This window comes from Amycolatopsis sp. FU40, assembly GCF_021903635.1.
GTDB classification, from domain to species: domain Bacteria; phylum Actinomycetota; class Actinomycetes; order Mycobacteriales; family Pseudonocardiaceae; genus Amycolatopsis; species Amycolatopsis dendrobii.
The window spans coordinates 4,565,970-4,582,887 of the sequence record NZ_CP091381.1; the positions used below are offsets into that span (position 1 = coordinate 4,565,970).

Genomic DNA, 16,918 nt, shown 5'->3' on the forward strand with positions numbered 1-16,918 from the left:
ACCCCGTCATTCGCACGGGGCCTGGGACCGGACGATCTCCCGCGCCTGCGAACGGCTCAAATTCCAGGCAGGCCAAGCGTCGTCGGCGATCGGGCGCAGCAGGCAAGCCGCGTCGGGGCGGCGGGCCGCGACGACCGGGGCCACGTCGGCGGAGAAGCGGCTCAGGTAGCGGACGTCGAGCGGCTTGCCCTGCGCCGCCCGGTCCAGGTTGGCGGTCGCGATCGCTGCCTCCGGGTTCGCGGCGGCCAGTCCCAGCAGCGCCAGCGCGGCGGTCGCGATCGCCGCGCGGGGCAGCCAGTTCGCGCGGAGGGTGCCGAGCGTCGCGCCGATCAGGACGAACACCACTCCCAGCCAGATCTCGCACACCTCCACCAGCAAGCGCAGCACGGTGAATCCGTAGGCCTGCTGGTAAGTCCACATGCGACTCAAGGCGGACAGCACCACGACCAGGCTCAGCACAGTCAGCGCACCGAGCAGCGCCCGCAAGACCGCCCGGTCGGCGCTGGTGGCTTTCGGGGCCCAGCGCAGGGCCGCAGCGAGGATGCCGAGGGTCAGCACCGTGCAGGCGCAGAGTTGCCAGAAACCGCCGCGTGCGTAGTCCGCCGAGGTGAGGCCGTCGGTGCGGAGAACGTAGTCCGTGCCGCCGAAAAGGGCGGTCGCTTGCACCCCGACGTACGCGGTGAACAGCACCGACAAAGTGCCCAGCAAGGACGTCCACGACAGCCGGTCGCCGACCGTGGTTCTCCGGTTTTCCCGTTCGGGCAAGGGATCCGCGGAGATCAGGAAGACGGCTGCCATCGCCGCGAAACCCACTCCGAACACGAGCGCGGTTCGGACGGCCGAGCTGGGACGCACTTCCGGGACGAGGTCGCCGACGAACTGCGCGAAGCGGGGGTCCGCGCTGATCAGCAACGGCAGGAACACGACCAGGACCAGGCCGGACAACAGCACCGCGCCGAGCACTCGGCCTTGTTGCCGACCGGGGCGGGGACTCCGGCGGAGCAGCCACGGCACCGCGCGGAACGCTTCGAGCGGGACGGCGAGAGCGTCGTACGTCGTGCCGTGCACCGTCCGCTTCCCGACGACGGCGAGCGACGCCACGACTGCCGCCGCGAGCCCGCACAACACGAACAGCCACTCGGCCGCCCGCAGGGCTCCTACCGCGAGCAGCGCGGTCGCCAGCAGCGCCCAACCGGCTTGCCGCCACCGCCTCGCGTTTCCTTCTCGCGTCCCGGACAGCCTCGTGCGCGTCAAAAGCACCGCGGCGGCGATCAGCAACGCCAGCACCCAGCCGATCCCGGGCCGGTCCACCGGCACGACGACCGCTCCTGCGACCGCGACTGCCAGCGCGGCCAGTTTCGCCCCGACGGGCACCGCTGTTTCGGCCCGCTCGAACAACGGCCTCGGCCCCGACTGCCGGACGACGCGCACCGCCCACGGCGGAACGGCATGCGCGGGGTGATTCTGGACCTGCTCGGACATGGAACCTCTCTCTTCGCGATAGCAAATAGCAGTGCGCGCGGCGGCTGCGGGGAGCCTCGGCGACGCGATGGGGGACTTCTCGGCAACGGAGGCGCGCGGCGATACTCATTCCGCCGACAGGCCCAAAGGTCCGTGAGGGTTTCCCTCACGGAATCAGATTCCCTCAGAGGCCCCCTCACGGACCGCAGTGGGAAAGCAGCCCGCCGTCAAGCGGGCAGTGTCACCCGGATCCGGCACCCCGGCCCGCCGCCGCCAGCAGCGAGACCTCCGCTGGAGACCGGCTCGGGATCGACCACCGCGACGGTCCCGCCGTGCAGTTCCACCACCCACCGCGCGATCGCCAGCCCCAGCCCGGTCCCGCCGCCCCCGGCGCGTTCTCCCCGGGTGAACCGCTCGAACACCCGGTCCCGGTCGGGTTCCGGGATCCCCGGCCCCTGGTCGTGCACCTCGATCCGCGCTTCCCCCGGCTCGACCCGCGCCAGCACCGCCACTTCTCCCCCGGCCGGGCCGTGCCTGGCGGCGTTCTCCAGCAGGTTCAGCACCACCTGGTAAATCCGCTCCCGGTCGGCGGACACCGTCGCGCCGGACGGCGTCACCGAGACCGCGAACCGGACTCCCCGGCCCGCCGCCGCGGCCATCGCTTCCGCCTCCGCCGCGACCTCGGCGAGCAGGTCTTCGAGGTCGACCGGCGAGAGGTCCAGCGGCAGCGTTCCGGCGTCGATCTGCGACAGGTCCAGCAGTTCGGCGACCAGCCGCCCCAGGCGTTCGGTCTGGTGCAAGGCCGTGCGGAGCGTCGCGGGATCCGGCGAGGCGACGCCGTCCACCAGGTTCTCCAGCACGGCGTTCAGCGCGGTGATCGGCGTCCGGAGCTCGTGCGAGACGTTCGCGATCAGTTCGCGGCGCTGCCGGTCCGCGGTGGACAGGTCGGCGGCCATCTGGTTGAACGCCGCGGCCAGCGAGCCGACCTCGTCGCGGGCGGTGGCGCGGATCCGGCGCGTGTAATCGCCTTTCGCCATCGCCCGCGCGGCCGCCGTCATCTCGCGCAGCGGCCTGGTCATGCCGTGCGCCAGGATCTGCGACGTCAGCAACGCGATCGCCACCGCGGTCACCGTCGTCCGCGGCGGCAGCCAGCCGATCTGGTAGCGGAAGAACGCGAACGCGATCCCGCCGGACGCGACCATCAGGATCGCCAGTTTCAGCTTGATCGACCGGATCCCGTCCAGCGGCCTCGGCAGGAAATCGACGGCCTTCGCGACGAACGGCTTCACGCGGGAACCTCCAGCGCGTACCCGACCCCGTGCACCGTCCGGATCAGGTCGGCCCCGAGCTTGCGCCGCAACGCCTTGATGTGGCTGTCGACCGCCCGCGTACCCGCTCCGGTCGCCTGCACGTCCCAGTCCCACACCTCGCTCAGCAGCCGTTCCCGCGGCTGCACCGCACGCGGACGGCGCGCGAAATGCACCAGGAGATCGAATTCGATCGGCGTCAGCTGGGCGGGTTCGCCCCCTCGGCGAACCCGGCGTTCCGCGATGTCGATCTCCAGGTCTCCCAGCACGATCCGCTCCTCCGCCGCGGCCGACGAGCGCTCCACCCGCCGCAGCAGCGCCTGGATCCGCGCGGACAGCACGCGCATCGAGAACGGCTTCGTGAGGTAGTCGTCCGCGCCGACGCCGAGGCCCACCAGCAGGTCGGTCTCGTCGGCGCGGGCGGTGAGCATGAGCACCGGCACCGGACGGCGCGCCTGGATCCGGCGGCACACCTCGAGACCGTCGAAACCGGGCAGCATCACGTCGAGAACCACCAGGTCGGGACTGGTCGCCGCCTCCGCCGCGACCGCACCGGGACCGTCGTGCGCGACCGTCACGGAGAACCCTTCCGCGCTCAGCCGGGCATCGATCGACGCGGCGATGGTGAGGTCGTCCTCGACGACCAGCACCCGTCTTCCCCCGTTGTCCATGCCGCCGACTTTAAGCAATCGCCGTGGAGGCCATCCGGGCGAGATGTGGAGATCCGGTGGAGATGTTTCCGCCGTTTTGCCCGGACGTCACGAGCAGGTTGTGACGCAGGTCATGCACCCCGGCGCGGTTCGGCGCAATCGACAGACTGCGCCAAGGGCGGCCGAACAGTGAACAGTCTGTCTCTGCCCCCGGCCCCCGCCCGGCGCGCAGGATTCCGCAATGGAGCCGACGACACGTGAGCACAGCCGGGTGGACCTCGGCGACGTGCGGGCGCTGCGAGGCAGCCGGTTCTTCAACGACGAACTGGCCCCGGTCCCGGTCGAGAAGCGGACCTGGACGACCTACAACTATTTCGCGCTCTGGATGGGGATGGCGCACAACATCCCTTCGTACGCACTGGCCGCGTCGCTCATCGCGCTCGGCATGAACTGGCTGCAAGCGCTGATCACGATCACCGTCGGCAACCTGATCGTGCTCGCGCCGATGCTGCTCAACAGCCACGCCGGCACCAAATACGGCATCCCGTTCCCGGTCTTCGCCCGCGCGTTCTACGGCCTGCGCGGCGCGAACCTCGCCGCGCTGCTGCGCGCGTTCATCGCCTGCGGCTGGTTCGGCATCCAGACCTGGGTGGGCGGCGAGGCGATCTACGTGATCGTCGGGCGCCTGGCCGGGTCCGGCTGGCGCGATTCGGCGGTGATCGCCGGGCAGCACTGGACGATGTGGCTGTCGTTCGCGGTGTTCTGGCTGTTGCAGATGCTGATCATCTGGCGCGGCATGGAGGCGGTCCGCAAGTTCGAGAACTGGACCGCGCCGCTGGTGTCGGTCGGGTTCCTGATCCTGCTCGGCTACGTGCTGGTGAAGGCGGGCGGCCTCGGCCCGATCCTGCACGACAGCGGGAAGCTCGGCTGGGGGCCGGGATTCTGGAAGGTGTTCGCGCCGTCGCTGATGGCGATGATCGCGTTCTGGTCGACGCTGTCGCTGAACATGCCGGACTTCACCCGCTTCGGCGGCAGCCAGCGCAAGCAGATGCGCGGGCAGATCCTCGGGCTGCCGACGACGATGACCTTCATCGCGATCGTCGCCATCCTCACCACGTCCGGCGGGCACGTGCTCTACGGGCAGGACATCTGGGACCCGGCGCAGCTGGCGGACAAGTTCTCCAGCCCGGTCGTGGTGGTCGTCGCGCTGATCGCGCTCGTGCTGGCGACGATCTCGGCCAACCTGGCGGCGAACGTCGTCAGCCCGTCCTACGATTTCTCCAACGCCTTCCCGAAGCGGATCACCTTCGCGCTCGGCGGACTGATCACCGGCGTGATCGGCGTCCTGATCCAGCCGTGGCGGCTCTACTCCGACCCGGACATCTACATTTTCGCCTGGCTCGGCTTCTACGGCGGCCTGCTCGGCGCGGTCGCCGGAGTGCTCGTCGCCGGGTACTGGGTGGTCAAGCGGACCCGGCTGAAGCTGGCCGACCTGTACCTGCCCAGCGGGCAGTACTGGTTCACCGCGGGCTGGCACTGGCGCGCGCTCGTCGCGACCCTGATCGGCGCGGTGCTCGCGGTCGGCGGGGCCTACGGCGGGCCGTTCCCGGCGGACGGGCTCATTCCGTTCCTGAAACCTTTGTACGACTACAACTGGGCAATGGGTTTCGTCGGCGCGTTCGTCGGCTACATCCTGCTCAGCCTTCCTGTGAACGCGCACCGGAACGAGGAGGAAACCAGTGTCTGACACGGTCCGAGCCGGCTTGATCCAGCAGCGGTGGACGGGCGACAAGGAGTCGATGATCGCGAACGCGGTCGACGCCATCGGCAAGGCGGCTTCGCAAGGCGCGCAAGTGGTGTGCCTTCAGGAACTGTTCTACGGCCCGTATTTCTGCCAGGTGCAGGACGCGGACTTCTATTCCTACACCGAGGCTATTCCGGACGGCCCCACCACGAAGCTCATGCAGGAGGTCGCCGAACGGCACGGCGTGGTGCTCGTGGTGCCGATGTACGAACAGGAACAGCCGGGCGTCTACTACAACACCGCGGCGGTGATCGACGCCGACGGGAAATACCTCGGAATGCACCGCAAGAACCACATTCCGCAGGTGAAGGGCTTCTGGGAGAAGTTCTACTTCAAGCCGGGCAACCTCGGCTATCCGGTCTTCGACACCGCGGTCGGCCGGATCGGCGTGTACATCTGCTACGAACGGCACTTCCCCGAAGGCTGGCGCGCGCTCGGGCTGGCCGGGGCGCAGATCGTGTTCAACCCGTCGGCGACGAGCCGCGGGCTGTCGGAATACCTGTGGCGGCTGGAGCAGCCCGCGGCCGCGGTGGCGAACGAATACTACGTGGGCACGATCAACCGGGTCGGCGTGGAACCGCTGGGCGACAACGACTTCTACGGCCAATCGTACTTTGTGGACCCGCGCGGCCAGCTCGTCGGCGAGGCGGCGTCGGACACCGAGGAGGAGATCGTGGTCCGCGATCTGGACATGGGCAGGCTCGCCGAGGTCCGCGATCTGTGGCAGTTCTACCGCGACCGCCGCCCGGACAGCTACGGCCCGCTCGCGGAGGCCTGATGACGACCCTTATCCGAGGCGGGCAAGTAGTTTCGCCTTCCGGCGCGGTCACCGCCGACGTGCTGGTGGACGGCGAAACCATCGCGGCGGTAGGCGCGCCCGGCACGCTCGCCGGCGACGAAACGATCGACGCGACCGGGAAGTACGTGCTGCCCGGCGGAATCGACGCGCACACGCACATGGAAATGCCGTTCGGCGGCACGCATTCGGTCGATTCCTTCGAAACCGGCACCATCGCCGCCGCATGGGGCGGCACGACGACGATCATCGACTTCGCCGTGCAGGCCAAGGGAACTTCCCTGTTGTCCACTCTGGACAAGTGGCATGCCAAAGCGGACGGCAACTGCGCGATCGACTACGGGTTCCACATGATCGTGTCGGACGTCAACGACTCCTCGCTCAAGGAAATGCGCGCGTGCGTCGACGGCGGGGTCGGCAGTTTCAAGATGTTCATGGCCTACCCCGGCGTTTTCTATTCCACCGACGGGGAAATCCTGCGCGCCATGCAGCAGGCGCGCGAGATCGGCGCGACGATCATGATGCACGCGGAAAACGGCATCGCGATCGACGAACTGGCCGCACAGGCGGTCGCCGCCGGGAACACCGATCCGGTGCAGCACGGCCTGACCCGGCCGCCCGAACTGGAAGGCGAGGCGACCTCACGGGCGATCCGGCTCGCTCAGGTGACCGGATCCCCGCTGTACATCGTGCATTTGTCGGCCGCGCAGGCGCTCGCCGCGGTCGCCGAGGCGCGGGACAACGGGCAGAACGTCTTCGCCGAAACCTGTCCGCAGTATCTGTATCTGTCCATTGAGGACCTGGCGAAACCCGATTTCGAGGGCGCCAAGTTCGTCGCTTCGCCGCCGCTGCGGGAAAAATCGCACCAGGCGGACCTGTGGCGCGGGCTGCGCACGAACGACCTGTCCGTGGTTTCCACCGACCATTGCCCGTTCTGCTTCAAGGATCAGAAGGAACTGGGGCGCGGCGACTTCCGGGCGATCCCGAACGGGATTCCGGGCGTCGAGCACCGGATGGACCTGCTGCACCAGGGTGTGGTCGCGGGCGAGATCTCGCTGGGCCGCTGGGTCGAGACGTGTTCGGCGACGCCCGCGCGGATGTTCGGGCTGTACCCGCGCAAGGGCGTGATCGCGGCGGGCTCGGACGCGGACATCGTGGTGTACGACCCCGCGGCGACCCAGACCCTGTCCGCGGCTACGCATCACATGAATGTGGATTACTCGGCGTACGAGGGGTTTTCGCTCACTGGAAAAGTCCACACTGTACTGTCGCGCGGTCGCGTCGTGGTCTCGCCGGACGGATTCCACGGCAGCCCCGGGCACGGCAAGTTCCTGTCCCGTGAACTCAATCAGTACCTGAATTGAGGGCCGCCTGATGGATTTCGGGATCGTGTTGCAGACCGACCCGCCCGCGGCGGAGGTCGTGCGGATGATGAAGGCCGCCGAGGACGCCGGGTTCCGGTACGGCTGGACGTTCGACTCGTGCGTGCTGTGGCAGGAACCGTTCGTGATCTACTCGCGGATCCTCGAAGCGACGTCCGCGCTGGTCGTGGGCCCGATGGTGACCAGCCCGGGCACGCGCGACTGGTCGGTGATGGCGTCGACCTTCGCGACGCTCAACGACATGTTCGGCAACCGCACGGTGTGCGGCATCGGCCGCGGCGACTCCGCGCACCGGGTGGTCGGCCGTCCGCCGTCCACTTTGGCCACCGTGCGGGAATGCATGCGCGTGGTCAAGGATCTCGCCGAAGGCCGCGAGGTCACGATGAACGACACCGCGGTCCGCATCCCGTGGATTCGCGGCGGCCGGCTGGAAATGTGGATGGCCGGGTACGGCCCGAAGGCGCTGCGGACCGTCGGCGAACACGCGGACGGCTTCATCCTGCAATGCGCCGACCCGGCCATCGCCCGCTGGACGATCGGCGCGGTCCGGGACGCCGCGCGCGCCGCGGGCCGCGATCCAGGCGGGATCACGATCTGCGTCGCGGCCCCGGCGTACGTCGGAGAAGACCTGGCACACCAACGGGAACAGCTCCGCTGGTTCGGCGGCATGGTCGGCAACCACGTCGCGGACCTGGTGGCCCGGTACGGCTCGTCCGGCCCGGTGCCGCGCGAACTGACCGACTACATCCGCGAGCGCGAAGGCTACGACTACTCCCACCACGGCCGCGCCGGAAACCCGTCGACCGCGTTCGTGCCGGACGAGATCGTCGACCGCTTCTGCCTGCTCGGCCCGGCCTCGGCGCACATCGCGCGGCTGGAGGAACTGGCGGAGCTGGGAGTGGACCAGTTCGCGTTGTACCTGATGCACGACGAGCGGGAGGAGACGATGGCCGCGTACGGGGCGCAGGTGATTCCGAAACTGACCGCCTGATCAGTCCGTCATCGCCTGGTACACCAGCTGCCGCAGCTGCTGCCGGATCGGATGCGTCGACGACGGCAGCAGCTGCGTGTAGAACGCCACCGTCAGATCCTCGTCCGGATCCACCCAGAACGCCGTCGAAGCGGCCCCGCCCCACGCGTATTCGCCAGGCGTGGCAAGGGTTTTCGCCTTCACCGAGTCGATCAGGACCGAGAAGCCCAGCCCGAAACCGTACCCGTCGAAGGGCATTTCCGCGAACAGCGGGCGGCCGTACGCCTCCAGGTCCACATGCCCCGGCAGGTGGTTGGCCGTCATCAGGTCCACCGTGCGCGGGCTCAGAATCCGCACGCCGTCGAGTTCGCCGCGGCGCAGCAGCATCTGCGTGAAGCGGTGGTAGTCCGCCGCCGTCGAGACCAGGCCGCCGCCGCCCGAAAGGCATGCCGGGCGCGACGTGCCGACTGCGCCGAAGGCATCGTTGCGGACCAGCTTCTTCGTCCCGGGCGCGGGCAGATACAACGCGGCCAGCCGGTCCGTGTCCGAAGTCCAGAACCCGGTGTCGGTCATGCCCAGCGGGCCGAAGATCCGCTCGGCGAGCACCTCGTCGAGCGGCTTCCCCGCGAGCACCTCGACCAGCCGGCCGAGGACGTCGCTCGCGACCGAGTAGTTCCATTCGGCGCCCGGCTGGAACACGAGCGGGAACCGCGCCCACGCCTTGGTGCATTCCGCCAGGTCCAGTCCCGGCGGCGTGCCCCATTCGTACCCGCCGGCGCGGTAGACCGCGTCGACCGGGTGCGTGTGGTGGAAGCCGTAGGTGAGGCCCGCGGTGTGCGAAAGCAGGTGCCACAGCCGGATCGGTTCGGTCGCCGGCTCCGTGACCGGAGCCAGCGCCGAACCTTTCGCGTACACCCGCGGCTCGGCGAATTCCGGCAGCCACCGGGAAATCGGGTCGGTGAGGTCGATCAGGCCCTCCTCGACGAACGTCATCGCCGCCACCGAGGTGACCGGCTTCGTCATCGAGAAGATCCGCCAGATCGTGTCGGTCTCGACCGGGGCGCCCGCTTCGACGTCCCGCGAGCCGTGCGAGGCGACGTGCACGATCCGGCCGTGCCTGCTCACCACCGCGAGGAAGCCCGGCAGCAAGCCGTCGTCGACGTACCGGGCGAAATGCCGGTCGATCCGCCGCAGCCGTGTCCCGTCGAAACCCGCGTCGGCCGGATCGGCCTCCACCTTCACCTCGGTCGCCATGGCGGCGACCTTACGCCGGACTGGCCGCTTTCCGCTCCGCTGCCTTTTCCTCGCGCCAGGCTTCGTCGTTCTTGCCCTCGCGCCAGTACCCGGACAGCGACACCGCGTCCCGAGCGACGCCGCGTTCGTCGAAGAGGTACCGCCGCAGCTCCCGCACGAAACCGGCCTCGCCGTGGACGAACGCGTGCACGTCCTCGTCCGGCCACGGCAGCCCCTTCACCGCCGCGACCAGATCGTCGGACGCCGAGCGGTGCAGCCACGTGACCTGCGCGTCGGCCTTCGTCGCGAGTGGCTGGTGCTCCGCTTTGTCCGCCACGAGCAGGAACACGTGCGCCAGCGCCCCCGGCGGCAGCGCCTCCAGCGCGGCGGCGATGGCGGGCAACGCCGATTCGTCGCCCACCAGCAGGTGCCAGCCGGCGTCGGCGCGCGGCGCGTACGCCCCGCCCGGACCGGCCAGCAGCAGTTCGTCGCCGGGTTGCGCGCGCTGCGCCCACGGCCCGGCGAGCCCCTCGTCGCCGTGCACGACGAAGTCGAGCACCAGTTCGCCCGCGGCCTCGTCGTACGAGCGGACGGTGTACGTGCGCAGCCGCGGAGCGTGCTCGCGCGGCAATTCCTCGCGGATCCGGTTCAGGTCGAACGGCTCCGGATACTCCACCCCGTCCACCTTGAAGATCACCTTCACGTACGCGTCGGTGAACTCGTTCGGGCGGAAATCCTTCAGCCCCTCGCCGCCGGCCACGATCCGGATCATGTGCGGCGTCAGGTGCTCCTTGCGCAGCACCTCCAGCCGCACCGCGGTCCTCCCCTTGCGCGCCGGACCTTCGGCCATCGAACACCCCTGTTTCAGTAAGGTTTACCTAAGTCGTGGCTCCCACGGTACGCGCCTTCACCCGTTCCGCCCAGTCCCGGACGCTGCGAGCGCCGCTCGGCCCCGCAATCCTTTGACGCCAAGTCCGTGAGGGGAACCTGCGGGACTCCGATTCCGTGATGGTCCCCCTCCGTCCGCGAGGCGCCGCCACCGCCCTCATGCTTCCCACGGCTTCGAGACCCGCGTGTTCTGGAACGCGGTGATCCGCCATCCCTCGTCGCCCCGCACCAGAACGTAGGTCAGCGAGCTCTCCCGCCCCTCGGCCGCCGGGTCGTCTCCGCCGGTCAGCGACGAACCGCCGCCGGTCACGATGACCGCGACGTCGTCCCGCAGGAACCGCACCCGCGGTTCGCCGAAGCCGGTGAGCTTCGAGCCCTTCAGCGGCCCCTCGAACAGCTCCCGGTGCGAGTCCACGATCGCCTGGCGGCCGGTGGACCGGAGCCCGAAGAACGTCACGTAATCGGCGTCTTCGGTGAACAGGTTCCCGTAGGCGGTGGCATCGCCGTTGTTCCAGGCGTCGGCGAGCCGGGTGAGGACGGACAGGACTTCTTCGCGCTGCGACATGCTGATACTCCTTAACGAACGTCGTTCGCGTACGAGGTCCAGTTGTACTCACGAACACCGTTCGCGTCAAGGCCGGGGGTCGTCTAGGCTTCGGGGATGACCGCACCGCCCCCGCCATGGCGCCGGACGCCGAGCCCGCGCCGGCGCGCCGCGAAGCAGATGCTGTCGCAGGAACTGATCGTGAAAACCGCGCTCGAAATCCTCGCCGCGGAGGGCATTGACGCCGTCTCGATGCGCCGGGTCGCGCAGCAGCTGGAGACCGGGCCCGCGTCCCTTTACGCGTACGTGGCCAACAAAGAGGAACTGGACGAGCTGATGCTCGACGCGGCGCTGAGCGAGGTGCCGTGCCCGGAACCGGATCCGCAGCGATGGACCGAACAGGTCAAAGAGCAAGTGCGGCAGCAGATCCGGGCGATGATGGCGTATCCGGGCATCGCGAAAGTCGCGTGGCAGACACCGATCCCGGTGACGCCGAATTCGCTGCGGCAGGGTGAAGTCATGCTTCAGCTGCTCCGCGCGGGCGGGCTCGATCTCAAGCAGGCGGTCTTCGCGGGCGACGCGTTGAGCACGTACGCCAAGGCATTCGCCTACGAGGCGAGCGGCTGGACGTTCGGCGATTACGACCCGGAAAAGATGAGCGAACGCGGCCGGCAGATGGCGGAGTACATGCAGTCGCTGCCCGCGAGCGCGTTCCCGAACCTGTTGCGGGCCGGGGAATTCTTCACCGCGGAGACCAGCCAGCCCCGCCTCGAATTCGCCCTGGAGGCGTTCGTGGCGGGGCTGGCGGCGATGGTCAAACGGTAAGCACGATCTTTCCGCGCGTGTGCCCCTGTTCCAGCTCGCGGTAGGCGGCTTGGACCTCGGCCAGCGGGTACGTCGCGGCGATCGGGACGTCGAGCAATCCCTTGTCCGCCAACGCGACGAGGTCGCGCAGAACCTCGGTGCTGGCCCCGGCGATGTTGCCCTCGGTCTTCACCCGGTACTTCTCGGCGGCGGCGAAGTCGACCACCGTGTCGATCCGGCCGGGGTAGACGCCGAGCCGCAAGGCGAGTTCGACGTAACCGTCGCCGTAGGTGTCGATGAACGCGTGCACCTGGTCGCCGGTCAGCTCCCGGAGCCGCTCCTCGAGCCCTTCGCCGTATGCGATCGGGACGATGTCGTGCTCGCGCAACCACTCATGGTTCGCTTCGCCGGCAATGCCGATCACGGTCGCGCCGGTGAGCTTCGCCAATTGCACAGCCAGCGAGCCGACTCCGCCAGCAGCCCCGGACACGACGATCGTCTCGCCCTCGCGCGGGCACACCGCGCCGACCGCGGCGTATGCGGTCGTTCCGGCCACGAACAAGCCGCCCGCGACCTCCCACGACAGCCCGCTCGGCTTCGGCACGAGGTGTTCCGCCGGGACGAGCACGTACTCGGCGTGACTGGAGCGGGTGTGCACGAAGCCGACGACCTCGTCCCCCGCCTGGATTTCCTCGACGTCCGCGCCGAGTTCGACCACCACTCCGGCCAGGTCGCTGCCCTGTCCGGACGGGAAGGTCGACGGCCAGCGTTCCGCCAGCGCGCCGACGCGGATCTTCGTTTCCCCCGGATTGATCCCCGCGGCCCGGACCTGGACGAGCACCTGCCCGGATTCCGGCTCCGGCCGGGGCACTTCGGCCAGCTGCAGCACTTCGATCCCGCCGTGTTCGCCGTATCTGACCGCTTGCGGCATACGCGTCTCCCTCGCTCGTATGCTTAGCCCAACAAACGATCGAACGGATTTATGCCCGGCGGGCGAAAATTCAGCCGGCCAGCCTCCGGACCACCGCATCCGCGAGCAGACGGCCCCGATCCGTCAGCACCGCGCGGCCTCGACTGTCCAAATCGGACACTTCGAGCAGGCCCTCCGCGGCGGCCGCCCGCGCCTGCGTGACCCCGGCTTCGTCGAGCGCGGCCAACGCCAGTCCGTCGGAGATCCGAAGCTCCAGCATGATCCGCTCCAGGTGCCGGTCTTCCGGGGTGAGCACCTCACGGTCGGCTTCCGGGCTCCGGCCCTCCGCGAGCAGGCTTGAGTACTTCGCCGGATGCTTGACGTTCCACCACCGCACGCCCCCGACATGGCTGTGCGCGCCCGGTCCGGCGCCCCACCAGTCGCCGCCCTGCCAGTAGCCGAGGTTGTGGCGGCATCGCGCGGCCTCGCCGCTCGCCCAGTTCGAGACCTCGTACCAGGTCAGGCCCGCACCGGCGAGGACCGAGTCGATCATCTCGTAGTAGCTGGCCAGCGTGTCGTCGTCCGGCGCGGGCAGTTCGCCGCGCCGGACCCGGCGGGCCAGCGCGGTGCCATCCTCCACGATGAGCGCGTACGCAGACACATGGTCGACTCCGGCCGACAACACCGCGTCGAGCGATGCGCGCAGGTCTTCGACCCGCTCCCCCGGCGTGCCGTAAATAAGGTCGAGGTTGACGTGCTCGAACCCGGCGGCCCGGGCCTCGCGCGCGGCGTCGACCGGACGGCCGGGGGTGTGCACGCGGTCCAGCACCTTCAGCACGTGCCGGGCCGCGGACTGCATGCCCAGCGACACCCGGGTGTAACCCGCGTCACGGATGCCCGCGAAGAACTCGGGCGAAGTGGACTCCGGGTTCGATTCGGTCGTCACCTCCGCGCCCGGCGCGAGCCCGAACACCGACCGGACCCCGTCGAGCACCTCGGCCAGCCCGTCCGCGCCGAGCAGGGACGGGGTCCCGCCGCCGACGAACACCGTCTCGGCCCGCGGTGCGGCGCCGAGGATCTCCGCGCCGAGCTCCAGCTCGCGACGCAGCGCGTCCAGCCACGACCGAGGCGAGGCGGCGGAGCCGAGTTCGCCCGCGGTGTAGGTGTTGAAGTCGCAGTAGCCGCAGCGGGTCGCGCAGAACGGCACGTGGACGTACACGCCGAACGGACGGGTGCCGAGGCCCGCGAGCGCGGTCTCGGGCAGTCCGGCAGGAGGACGGTGGGTGTCGGGAACAGGCACGACGTCCATTCTCCCCCGCCTCGCGCGGACCGCCGCGTGCCCCTGCGCCACCCGGCGGAAAGTTCGGCCGCCGAACGATGCGCCACCCGCAGCGCATCCGGTTGACAAGCGCGCGAAACCGTCCCACGATGCGTCCGAAAGCCGGGAAAGACCTGGCAGATCGTCCGGCCAATGCACATCCGAGGCGGTTTCGCACCCCTGGCGTGAGCCTTCTCCCACCATCCGGACGCCCTTGGACGACGTTCGGCCCGCGTGGCAATCTGAGCCGGTGAGTCCTGCCGGTGTCCTTCTCGTGGCGCGCCGCCACGTCGACCTTCTCCGGGTCGCGAGCGCGCTCTGCCGGCCTGTTCGCTGACTCCCGCGCAAAGCCTGCCCAGCCCGCCACCTGGACCACCGGCCCGCTCCAGCCCCCGCACCGACGCCGCGGCGGAGCCGCCTCGACAACCCTGCCCGGAGGATCTCCATGTCCGCACCCCCGCGTGAAACGCCCGCGAAGGGCCGCACGCCCCGGCCACGCCAGAAGCGGGGCGAGGGTCAGTGGGCGCTCGGTTACCGGGAGCCGCTGAACCCGAACGAGCGCTCGAAGAAGGACGACAGCCCGCTGAACGTCCGCTCGCGGATCGAAAACATCTACGCGCACCGGGGTTTCGACTCGATCGACCCGGGCGACCTGCGCGGCCGGTTCCGCTGGTTCGGCCTCTACACCCAGCGCAAGCCGGGCATCGACGGCGGCCGCACCGCGCTGCTGGAGCCCGAGGAGCTGGACGACCGCTACTTCATGATGCGCGTCCGCATCGACGGCGGTGCGCTCACCACCGAGCAGCTGCGGGTGGTCGGAGAGATCTCGCGGGAGCACGCGCGCGACACCGCCGACATCAGCGACCGGCAGAACGTCCAGTACCACTGGATCGAGATCGAGGACGTGCCCTCCATCTGGTCCCGGCTGGAGAACGTGGGCCTGACCACGACCGAAGCCTGCGGCGACTGCCCGCGCGTCGTGCTCGGCTCCCCGGTCGCCGGCATCGCCGCGAACGAGGTGCTCGACGCCACTCCGGCGATCGACGAGATCCTCGAGCGCTACATCGGCGACCCGCGGTTCGCGAACCTGCCGCGCAAGTTCAAGACCGCGATCTCCGGGCTGCCGGACATCGTGCACGAGATCAACGACGTCGCCTTCGTCGGCGTCGACCACCCGGAGCACGGCCCCGGCTTCGATCTCTGGGTCGGCGGCGGGCTCTCCACGAACCCGATGCTCGCGCAGCGGCTCGGCGCGTGGGTCCCGCTGGACGAGGTGCCGCAGGTCTGGGAAGGCGTCGTCTCGATCTTCCGCGACTACGGCTACCGGCGGCTGCGCTCGCGGGCGCGGCTGAAGTTCCTGGTCAAGGACTGGGGCACCGAAAAATTCCGGCAAGTTCTCGAGTCGGAGTACCTGAAGCGGAAGCTGATCGACGGCCCGCCGCCGGAAAACCCCGCGACCCCGATCGACCACGTCGGCGTGCATCCGCAGAAGGACGGCAACTACTACGTCGGGGCCGCGCCGGTCGCCGGGCGGGTGTCCGGCAGCACGCTGGTCGCCGTCGCCGACGCGGCCGAGCGGGCCGGATCGCGGCGGGTGCGGCTGACCCCGCACCAGAAGCTGGTCGTGCTCGACGTCCCCGAGGCCGAAGTTCCCGCGCTGCAAGCGGAACTGGCCGAGCTGGGCCTGCAGACCAAGCCGTCGCCGTGGCGGCGCAGCGTGATGGCGTGCACCGGGCTGGAGTTCTGCAAGCTCGCGATCGTCGAGACGAAGGTCCGCGCGCAGCAGCTGGTGGCGGACCTGGAGAAGTCGCTCGCCGACATCAACGCGCAGCTGGAAACGCCGGTGTCGGTGCATCTCAACGGCTGCCCGAACTCCTGCGCCCGGGTGCAGACCGCGGACATCGGGCTCAAGGGGCAGATCGTCACCGACGCCGACGGCAACCAGGTCGAAGGCTTCCAGGTGCACCTCGGCGGCGGCCTCGGGCTCGACGCCGGGTTCGGCCGGAAGCTGCGCGGCCACAAGGTCACCGCGGGCGAACTGGTCGAGTACGTGGAACGCGTGGTGCGCGCGTACGTCGCGGGCCGCGAACCGGGCGAACGCTTCCCGCAGTGGGCGTTGCGGGCGGACGAAGGGGTGCTGCAGTGACCGCGGTGGCGGACTACCGGGCGCTGGCCGAGCGTGCCGAGAAGGAACTGGCCGACGCGACCGCCGAAGAAGCGTTGCGCTGGACGGTCGAGACCTTCGGCGACGACTTCATCGTGGCGTCGAACATGCAGGACGCCGTGCTGATCGACCTCGCCACGAAGGTCAAGCCCGCGGTGGACGTGCTGTTCCTGGAAACCGGCTATCACTTCGCCGAAACCCTGGGAGTGCGCGACGCGGTCCAGACGGTGTACCCGGACGTGCGGATCGTCAACGCGCAGGCCGAGCAGAGCGTCGCCGAACAAGACGCGGAGTACGGGCCGAAGCTGCACGAACGCGACCCCGGCCAGTGCTGTTTCCTGCGCAAGGTCGTGCCGCTGCGGCAGACGCTCGGCAAGTACTCGGCGTGGGTCACCGGCGTGCGCCGGGTGGACGCGCCGACCCGCGCGAACACGCCGATCGTCACCTGGGACGAGCGCAACGGCCTGGTGAAGATCAACCCGATCGCGGCGTGGACCGACGACGAGTTCAACGGCTACCTGCACGAGAACGGGATCCTGGAGAACCCGCTGGTGTCGATCGGCTACCTGTCGATCGGCTGCGCGCCCTGCACGGCGAAGGTCGAACCGGGGCAGGATCCGCGCAGCGGCCGGTGGGCGGGACAGTCGAAAACCGAGTGCGGACTGCATGGCTGACACAGGAGGACTG

The 16,918-nt window shown here is 69.5% G+C and carries 16 protein-coding genes; 8 read left to right on the plus strand and 8 right to left on the minus strand.

The genetic code is table 11. The annotated features are described in order from the left end of the window. Nucleotides 1–6 precede the first annotated feature (6 nt). The 3 genes from L3Q65_RS21820 to L3Q65_RS21830 all read right to left on the minus strand — a co-directional run bounded on the left by L3Q65_RS21820 (nucleotide 7) and on the right by L3Q65_RS21830 (nucleotide 3,418). Complete coding sequence (locus L3Q65_RS21820; RefSeq protein ID WP_237600671.1) at nucleotides 7–1,482, minus strand: DUF4153 domain-containing protein; 1,476 nt, start codon at nucleotides 1,480–1,482, stop codon at nucleotides 7–9. A gap of 206 nt (nucleotides 1,483–1,688) precedes the next feature. Continuing rightward, nucleotides 1,689–2,750: an ATP-binding protein gene (locus tag L3Q65_RS21825; RefSeq protein WP_182894211.1), complete on the minus strand. Its 1,062-nt coding sequence runs from the start codon at nucleotides 2,748–2,750 to the stop codon at nucleotides 1,689–1,691. After that, nucleotides 2,747–3,418, minus strand: a complete 672-nt coding sequence (locus tag L3Q65_RS21830) for a response regulator (protein WP_370648219.1) — start codon at nucleotides 3,416–3,418, stop codon at nucleotides 2,747–2,749. The genes L3Q65_RS21825 and L3Q65_RS21830 overlap by 4 nt, the downstream gene beginning before the upstream one ends. 241 nt (nucleotides 3,419–3,659) lie before the next feature. Here L3Q65_RS21830 and L3Q65_RS21835 point away from each other — a divergent pair, with 241 nt between their 5' ends. From L3Q65_RS21835 to L3Q65_RS21850, 4 genes are read left to right on the plus strand one after another with little or no spacing between them, the layout of a single operon-like run. Next, complete coding sequence (locus tag L3Q65_RS21835) at nucleotides 3,660–5,165, plus strand: NCS1 family nucleobase:cation symporter-1 (RefSeq protein ID WP_182894209.1); 1,506 nt, start codon at nucleotides 3,660–3,662, stop codon at nucleotides 5,163–5,165. Continuing rightward, a complete protein-coding gene (locus L3Q65_RS21840) occupies nucleotides 5,158–6,000 on the plus strand; it encodes a nitrilase-related carbon-nitrogen hydrolase (RefSeq protein WP_037813646.1) in 843 nt (280 codons plus the stop codon). The genes L3Q65_RS21835 and L3Q65_RS21840 overlap by 8 nt, the downstream gene beginning before the upstream one ends. Then, entirely contained in the window at nucleotides 6,000–7,382 is a 1,383-nt protein-coding gene (gene hydA / locus L3Q65_RS21845; protein WP_182894208.1) for a dihydropyrimidinase, read from the plus strand. Before L3Q65_RS21840 ends, hydA begins: the two co-directional genes overlap by 1 nt. Nucleotides 7,383–7,392: 10 nt before the next feature. Further along, nucleotides 7,393–8,391: a TIGR03842 family LLM class F420-dependent oxidoreductase gene (locus L3Q65_RS21850; protein ID WP_237600672.1), complete on the plus strand. Its 999-nt coding sequence runs from the start codon at nucleotides 7,393–7,395 to the stop codon at nucleotides 8,389–8,391. Here L3Q65_RS21850 and L3Q65_RS21855 read toward each other — a convergent pair whose 3' ends face one another. From L3Q65_RS21855 to L3Q65_RS21865, 3 genes are all read right to left on the minus strand, one after another. After that, complete coding sequence (locus L3Q65_RS21855; protein ID WP_182894206.1) at nucleotides 8,392–9,624, minus strand: serine hydrolase; 1,233 nt, start codon at nucleotides 9,622–9,624, stop codon at nucleotides 8,392–8,394. A 10-nt stretch (nucleotides 9,625–9,634) separates the two neighbouring features. Beyond that, complete coding sequence (locus tag L3Q65_RS21860; protein WP_182894205.1) at nucleotides 9,635–10,453, minus strand: siderophore-interacting protein; 819 nt, start codon at nucleotides 10,451–10,453, stop codon at nucleotides 9,635–9,637. A gap of 195 nt (nucleotides 10,454–10,648) precedes the next feature. After that, nucleotides 10,649–11,056, minus strand: coding sequence for an SgcJ/EcaC family oxidoreductase (locus L3Q65_RS21865; RefSeq protein WP_182894204.1), 408 nt, complete (start codon nucleotides 11,054–11,056; stop codon nucleotides 10,649–10,651). A 96-nt stretch (nucleotides 11,057–11,152) separates the two neighbouring features. On the opposite strand from L3Q65_RS21865, the gene L3Q65_RS21870 reads away from it, so the two are divergent. Then, nucleotides 11,153–11,860 (plus strand): TetR/AcrR family transcriptional regulator, encoded by a 708-nt coding sequence (locus L3Q65_RS21870; protein WP_237600673.1) that lies wholly within the window; start codon nucleotides 11,153–11,155, stop codon nucleotides 11,858–11,860. Here the strand turns inward: L3Q65_RS21870 and L3Q65_RS21875 are convergent. Together L3Q65_RS21875 and hemW are read right to left on the minus strand one after the other, a co-directional pair. Beyond that, entirely contained in the window at nucleotides 11,850–12,770 is a 921-nt protein-coding gene (locus L3Q65_RS21875) for an NADP-dependent oxidoreductase (protein WP_237600674.1), read from the minus strand. The genes L3Q65_RS21870 and L3Q65_RS21875 overlap by 11 nt on opposite strands. A 70-nt stretch (nucleotides 12,771–12,840) precedes the next feature. Next, nucleotides 12,841–14,058, minus strand: coding sequence for a radical SAM family heme chaperone HemW (gene hemW / locus L3Q65_RS21880; protein ID WP_182894201.1), 1,218 nt, complete (start codon nucleotides 14,056–14,058; stop codon nucleotides 12,841–12,843). A gap of 259 nt (nucleotides 14,059–14,317) precedes the next feature. Here hemW and L3Q65_RS47630 point away from each other — a divergent pair, with 259 nt between their 5' ends. From L3Q65_RS47630 to L3Q65_RS21890, 3 genes are all read left to right on the plus strand, one after another. Continuing rightward, nucleotides 14,318–14,404, plus strand: a complete 87-nt coding sequence (locus L3Q65_RS47630) for a putative leader peptide (protein ID WP_350540000.1) — start codon at nucleotides 14,318–14,320, stop codon at nucleotides 14,402–14,404. A 108-nt stretch (nucleotides 14,405–14,512) separates the two neighbouring features. Then, entirely contained in the window at nucleotides 14,513–16,213 is a 1,701-nt protein-coding gene (locus L3Q65_RS21885) for a nitrite/sulfite reductase (protein ID WP_182894200.1), read from the plus strand. Beyond that, the gene (locus L3Q65_RS21890; RefSeq protein WP_182894199.1) at nucleotides 16,210–16,905 is read left to right on the plus strand and encodes a phosphoadenylyl-sulfate reductase; all 696 of its coding nucleotides are present in this window, start codon (nucleotides 16,210–16,212) and stop codon (nucleotides 16,903–16,905) included. Before L3Q65_RS21885 ends, L3Q65_RS21890 begins: the two co-directional genes overlap by 4 nt. The last annotated feature ends 13 nt before the right edge of the window (nucleotides 16,906–16,918 follow it).

Excerpts from the sequence above, each read along its gene's own strand:
- hydA (WP_182894208.1), top strand. The coding sequence starts at position 6,000 with ATGACGACCCTTATCCGAGGCGGGCAAGTAGTTTCGCCTTCCGGCGCG.
- hemW (WP_182894201.1), bottom strand. The coding sequence starts at position 14,058 with ATGGACGTCGTGCCTGTTCCCGACACCCACCGTCCTCCTGCCGGACTG.
- L3Q65_RS21865 (WP_182894204.1), bottom strand. The coding sequence starts at position 11,056 with ATGTCGCAGCGCGAAGAAGTCCTGTCCGTCCTCACCCGGCTCGCCGAC.
- L3Q65_RS21850 (WP_237600672.1), top strand. The coding sequence starts at position 7,393 with ATGGATTTCGGGATCGTGTTGCAGACCGACCCGCCCGCGGCGGAGGTC.
- L3Q65_RS21820 (WP_237600671.1), bottom strand. The coding sequence starts at position 1,482 with ATGTCCGAGCAGGTCCAGAATCACCCCGCGCATGCCGTTCCGCCGTGG.
- L3Q65_RS21860 (WP_182894205.1), bottom strand. The coding sequence starts at position 10,453 with ATGGCCGAAGGTCCGGCGCGCAAGGGGAGGACCGCGGTGCGGCTGGAG.
- L3Q65_RS21885 (WP_182894200.1), top strand. The coding sequence starts at position 14,513 with ATGTCCGCACCCCCGCGTGAAACGCCCGCGAAGGGCCGCACGCCCCGG.
- L3Q65_RS21875 (WP_237600674.1), bottom strand. The coding sequence starts at position 12,770 with ATGCCGCAAGCGGTCAGATACGGCGAACACGGCGGGATCGAAGTGCTG.
- L3Q65_RS21835 (WP_182894209.1), top strand. The coding sequence starts at position 3,660 with ATGGAGCCGACGACACGTGAGCACAGCCGGGTGGACCTCGGCGACGTG.
- L3Q65_RS21870 (WP_237600673.1), top strand. The coding sequence starts at position 11,153 with ATGACCGCACCGCCCCCGCCATGGCGCCGGACGCCGAGCCCGCGCCGG.
- L3Q65_RS21855 (WP_182894206.1), bottom strand. The coding sequence starts at position 9,624 with ATGGCGACCGAGGTGAAGGTGGAGGCCGATCCGGCCGACGCGGGTTTC.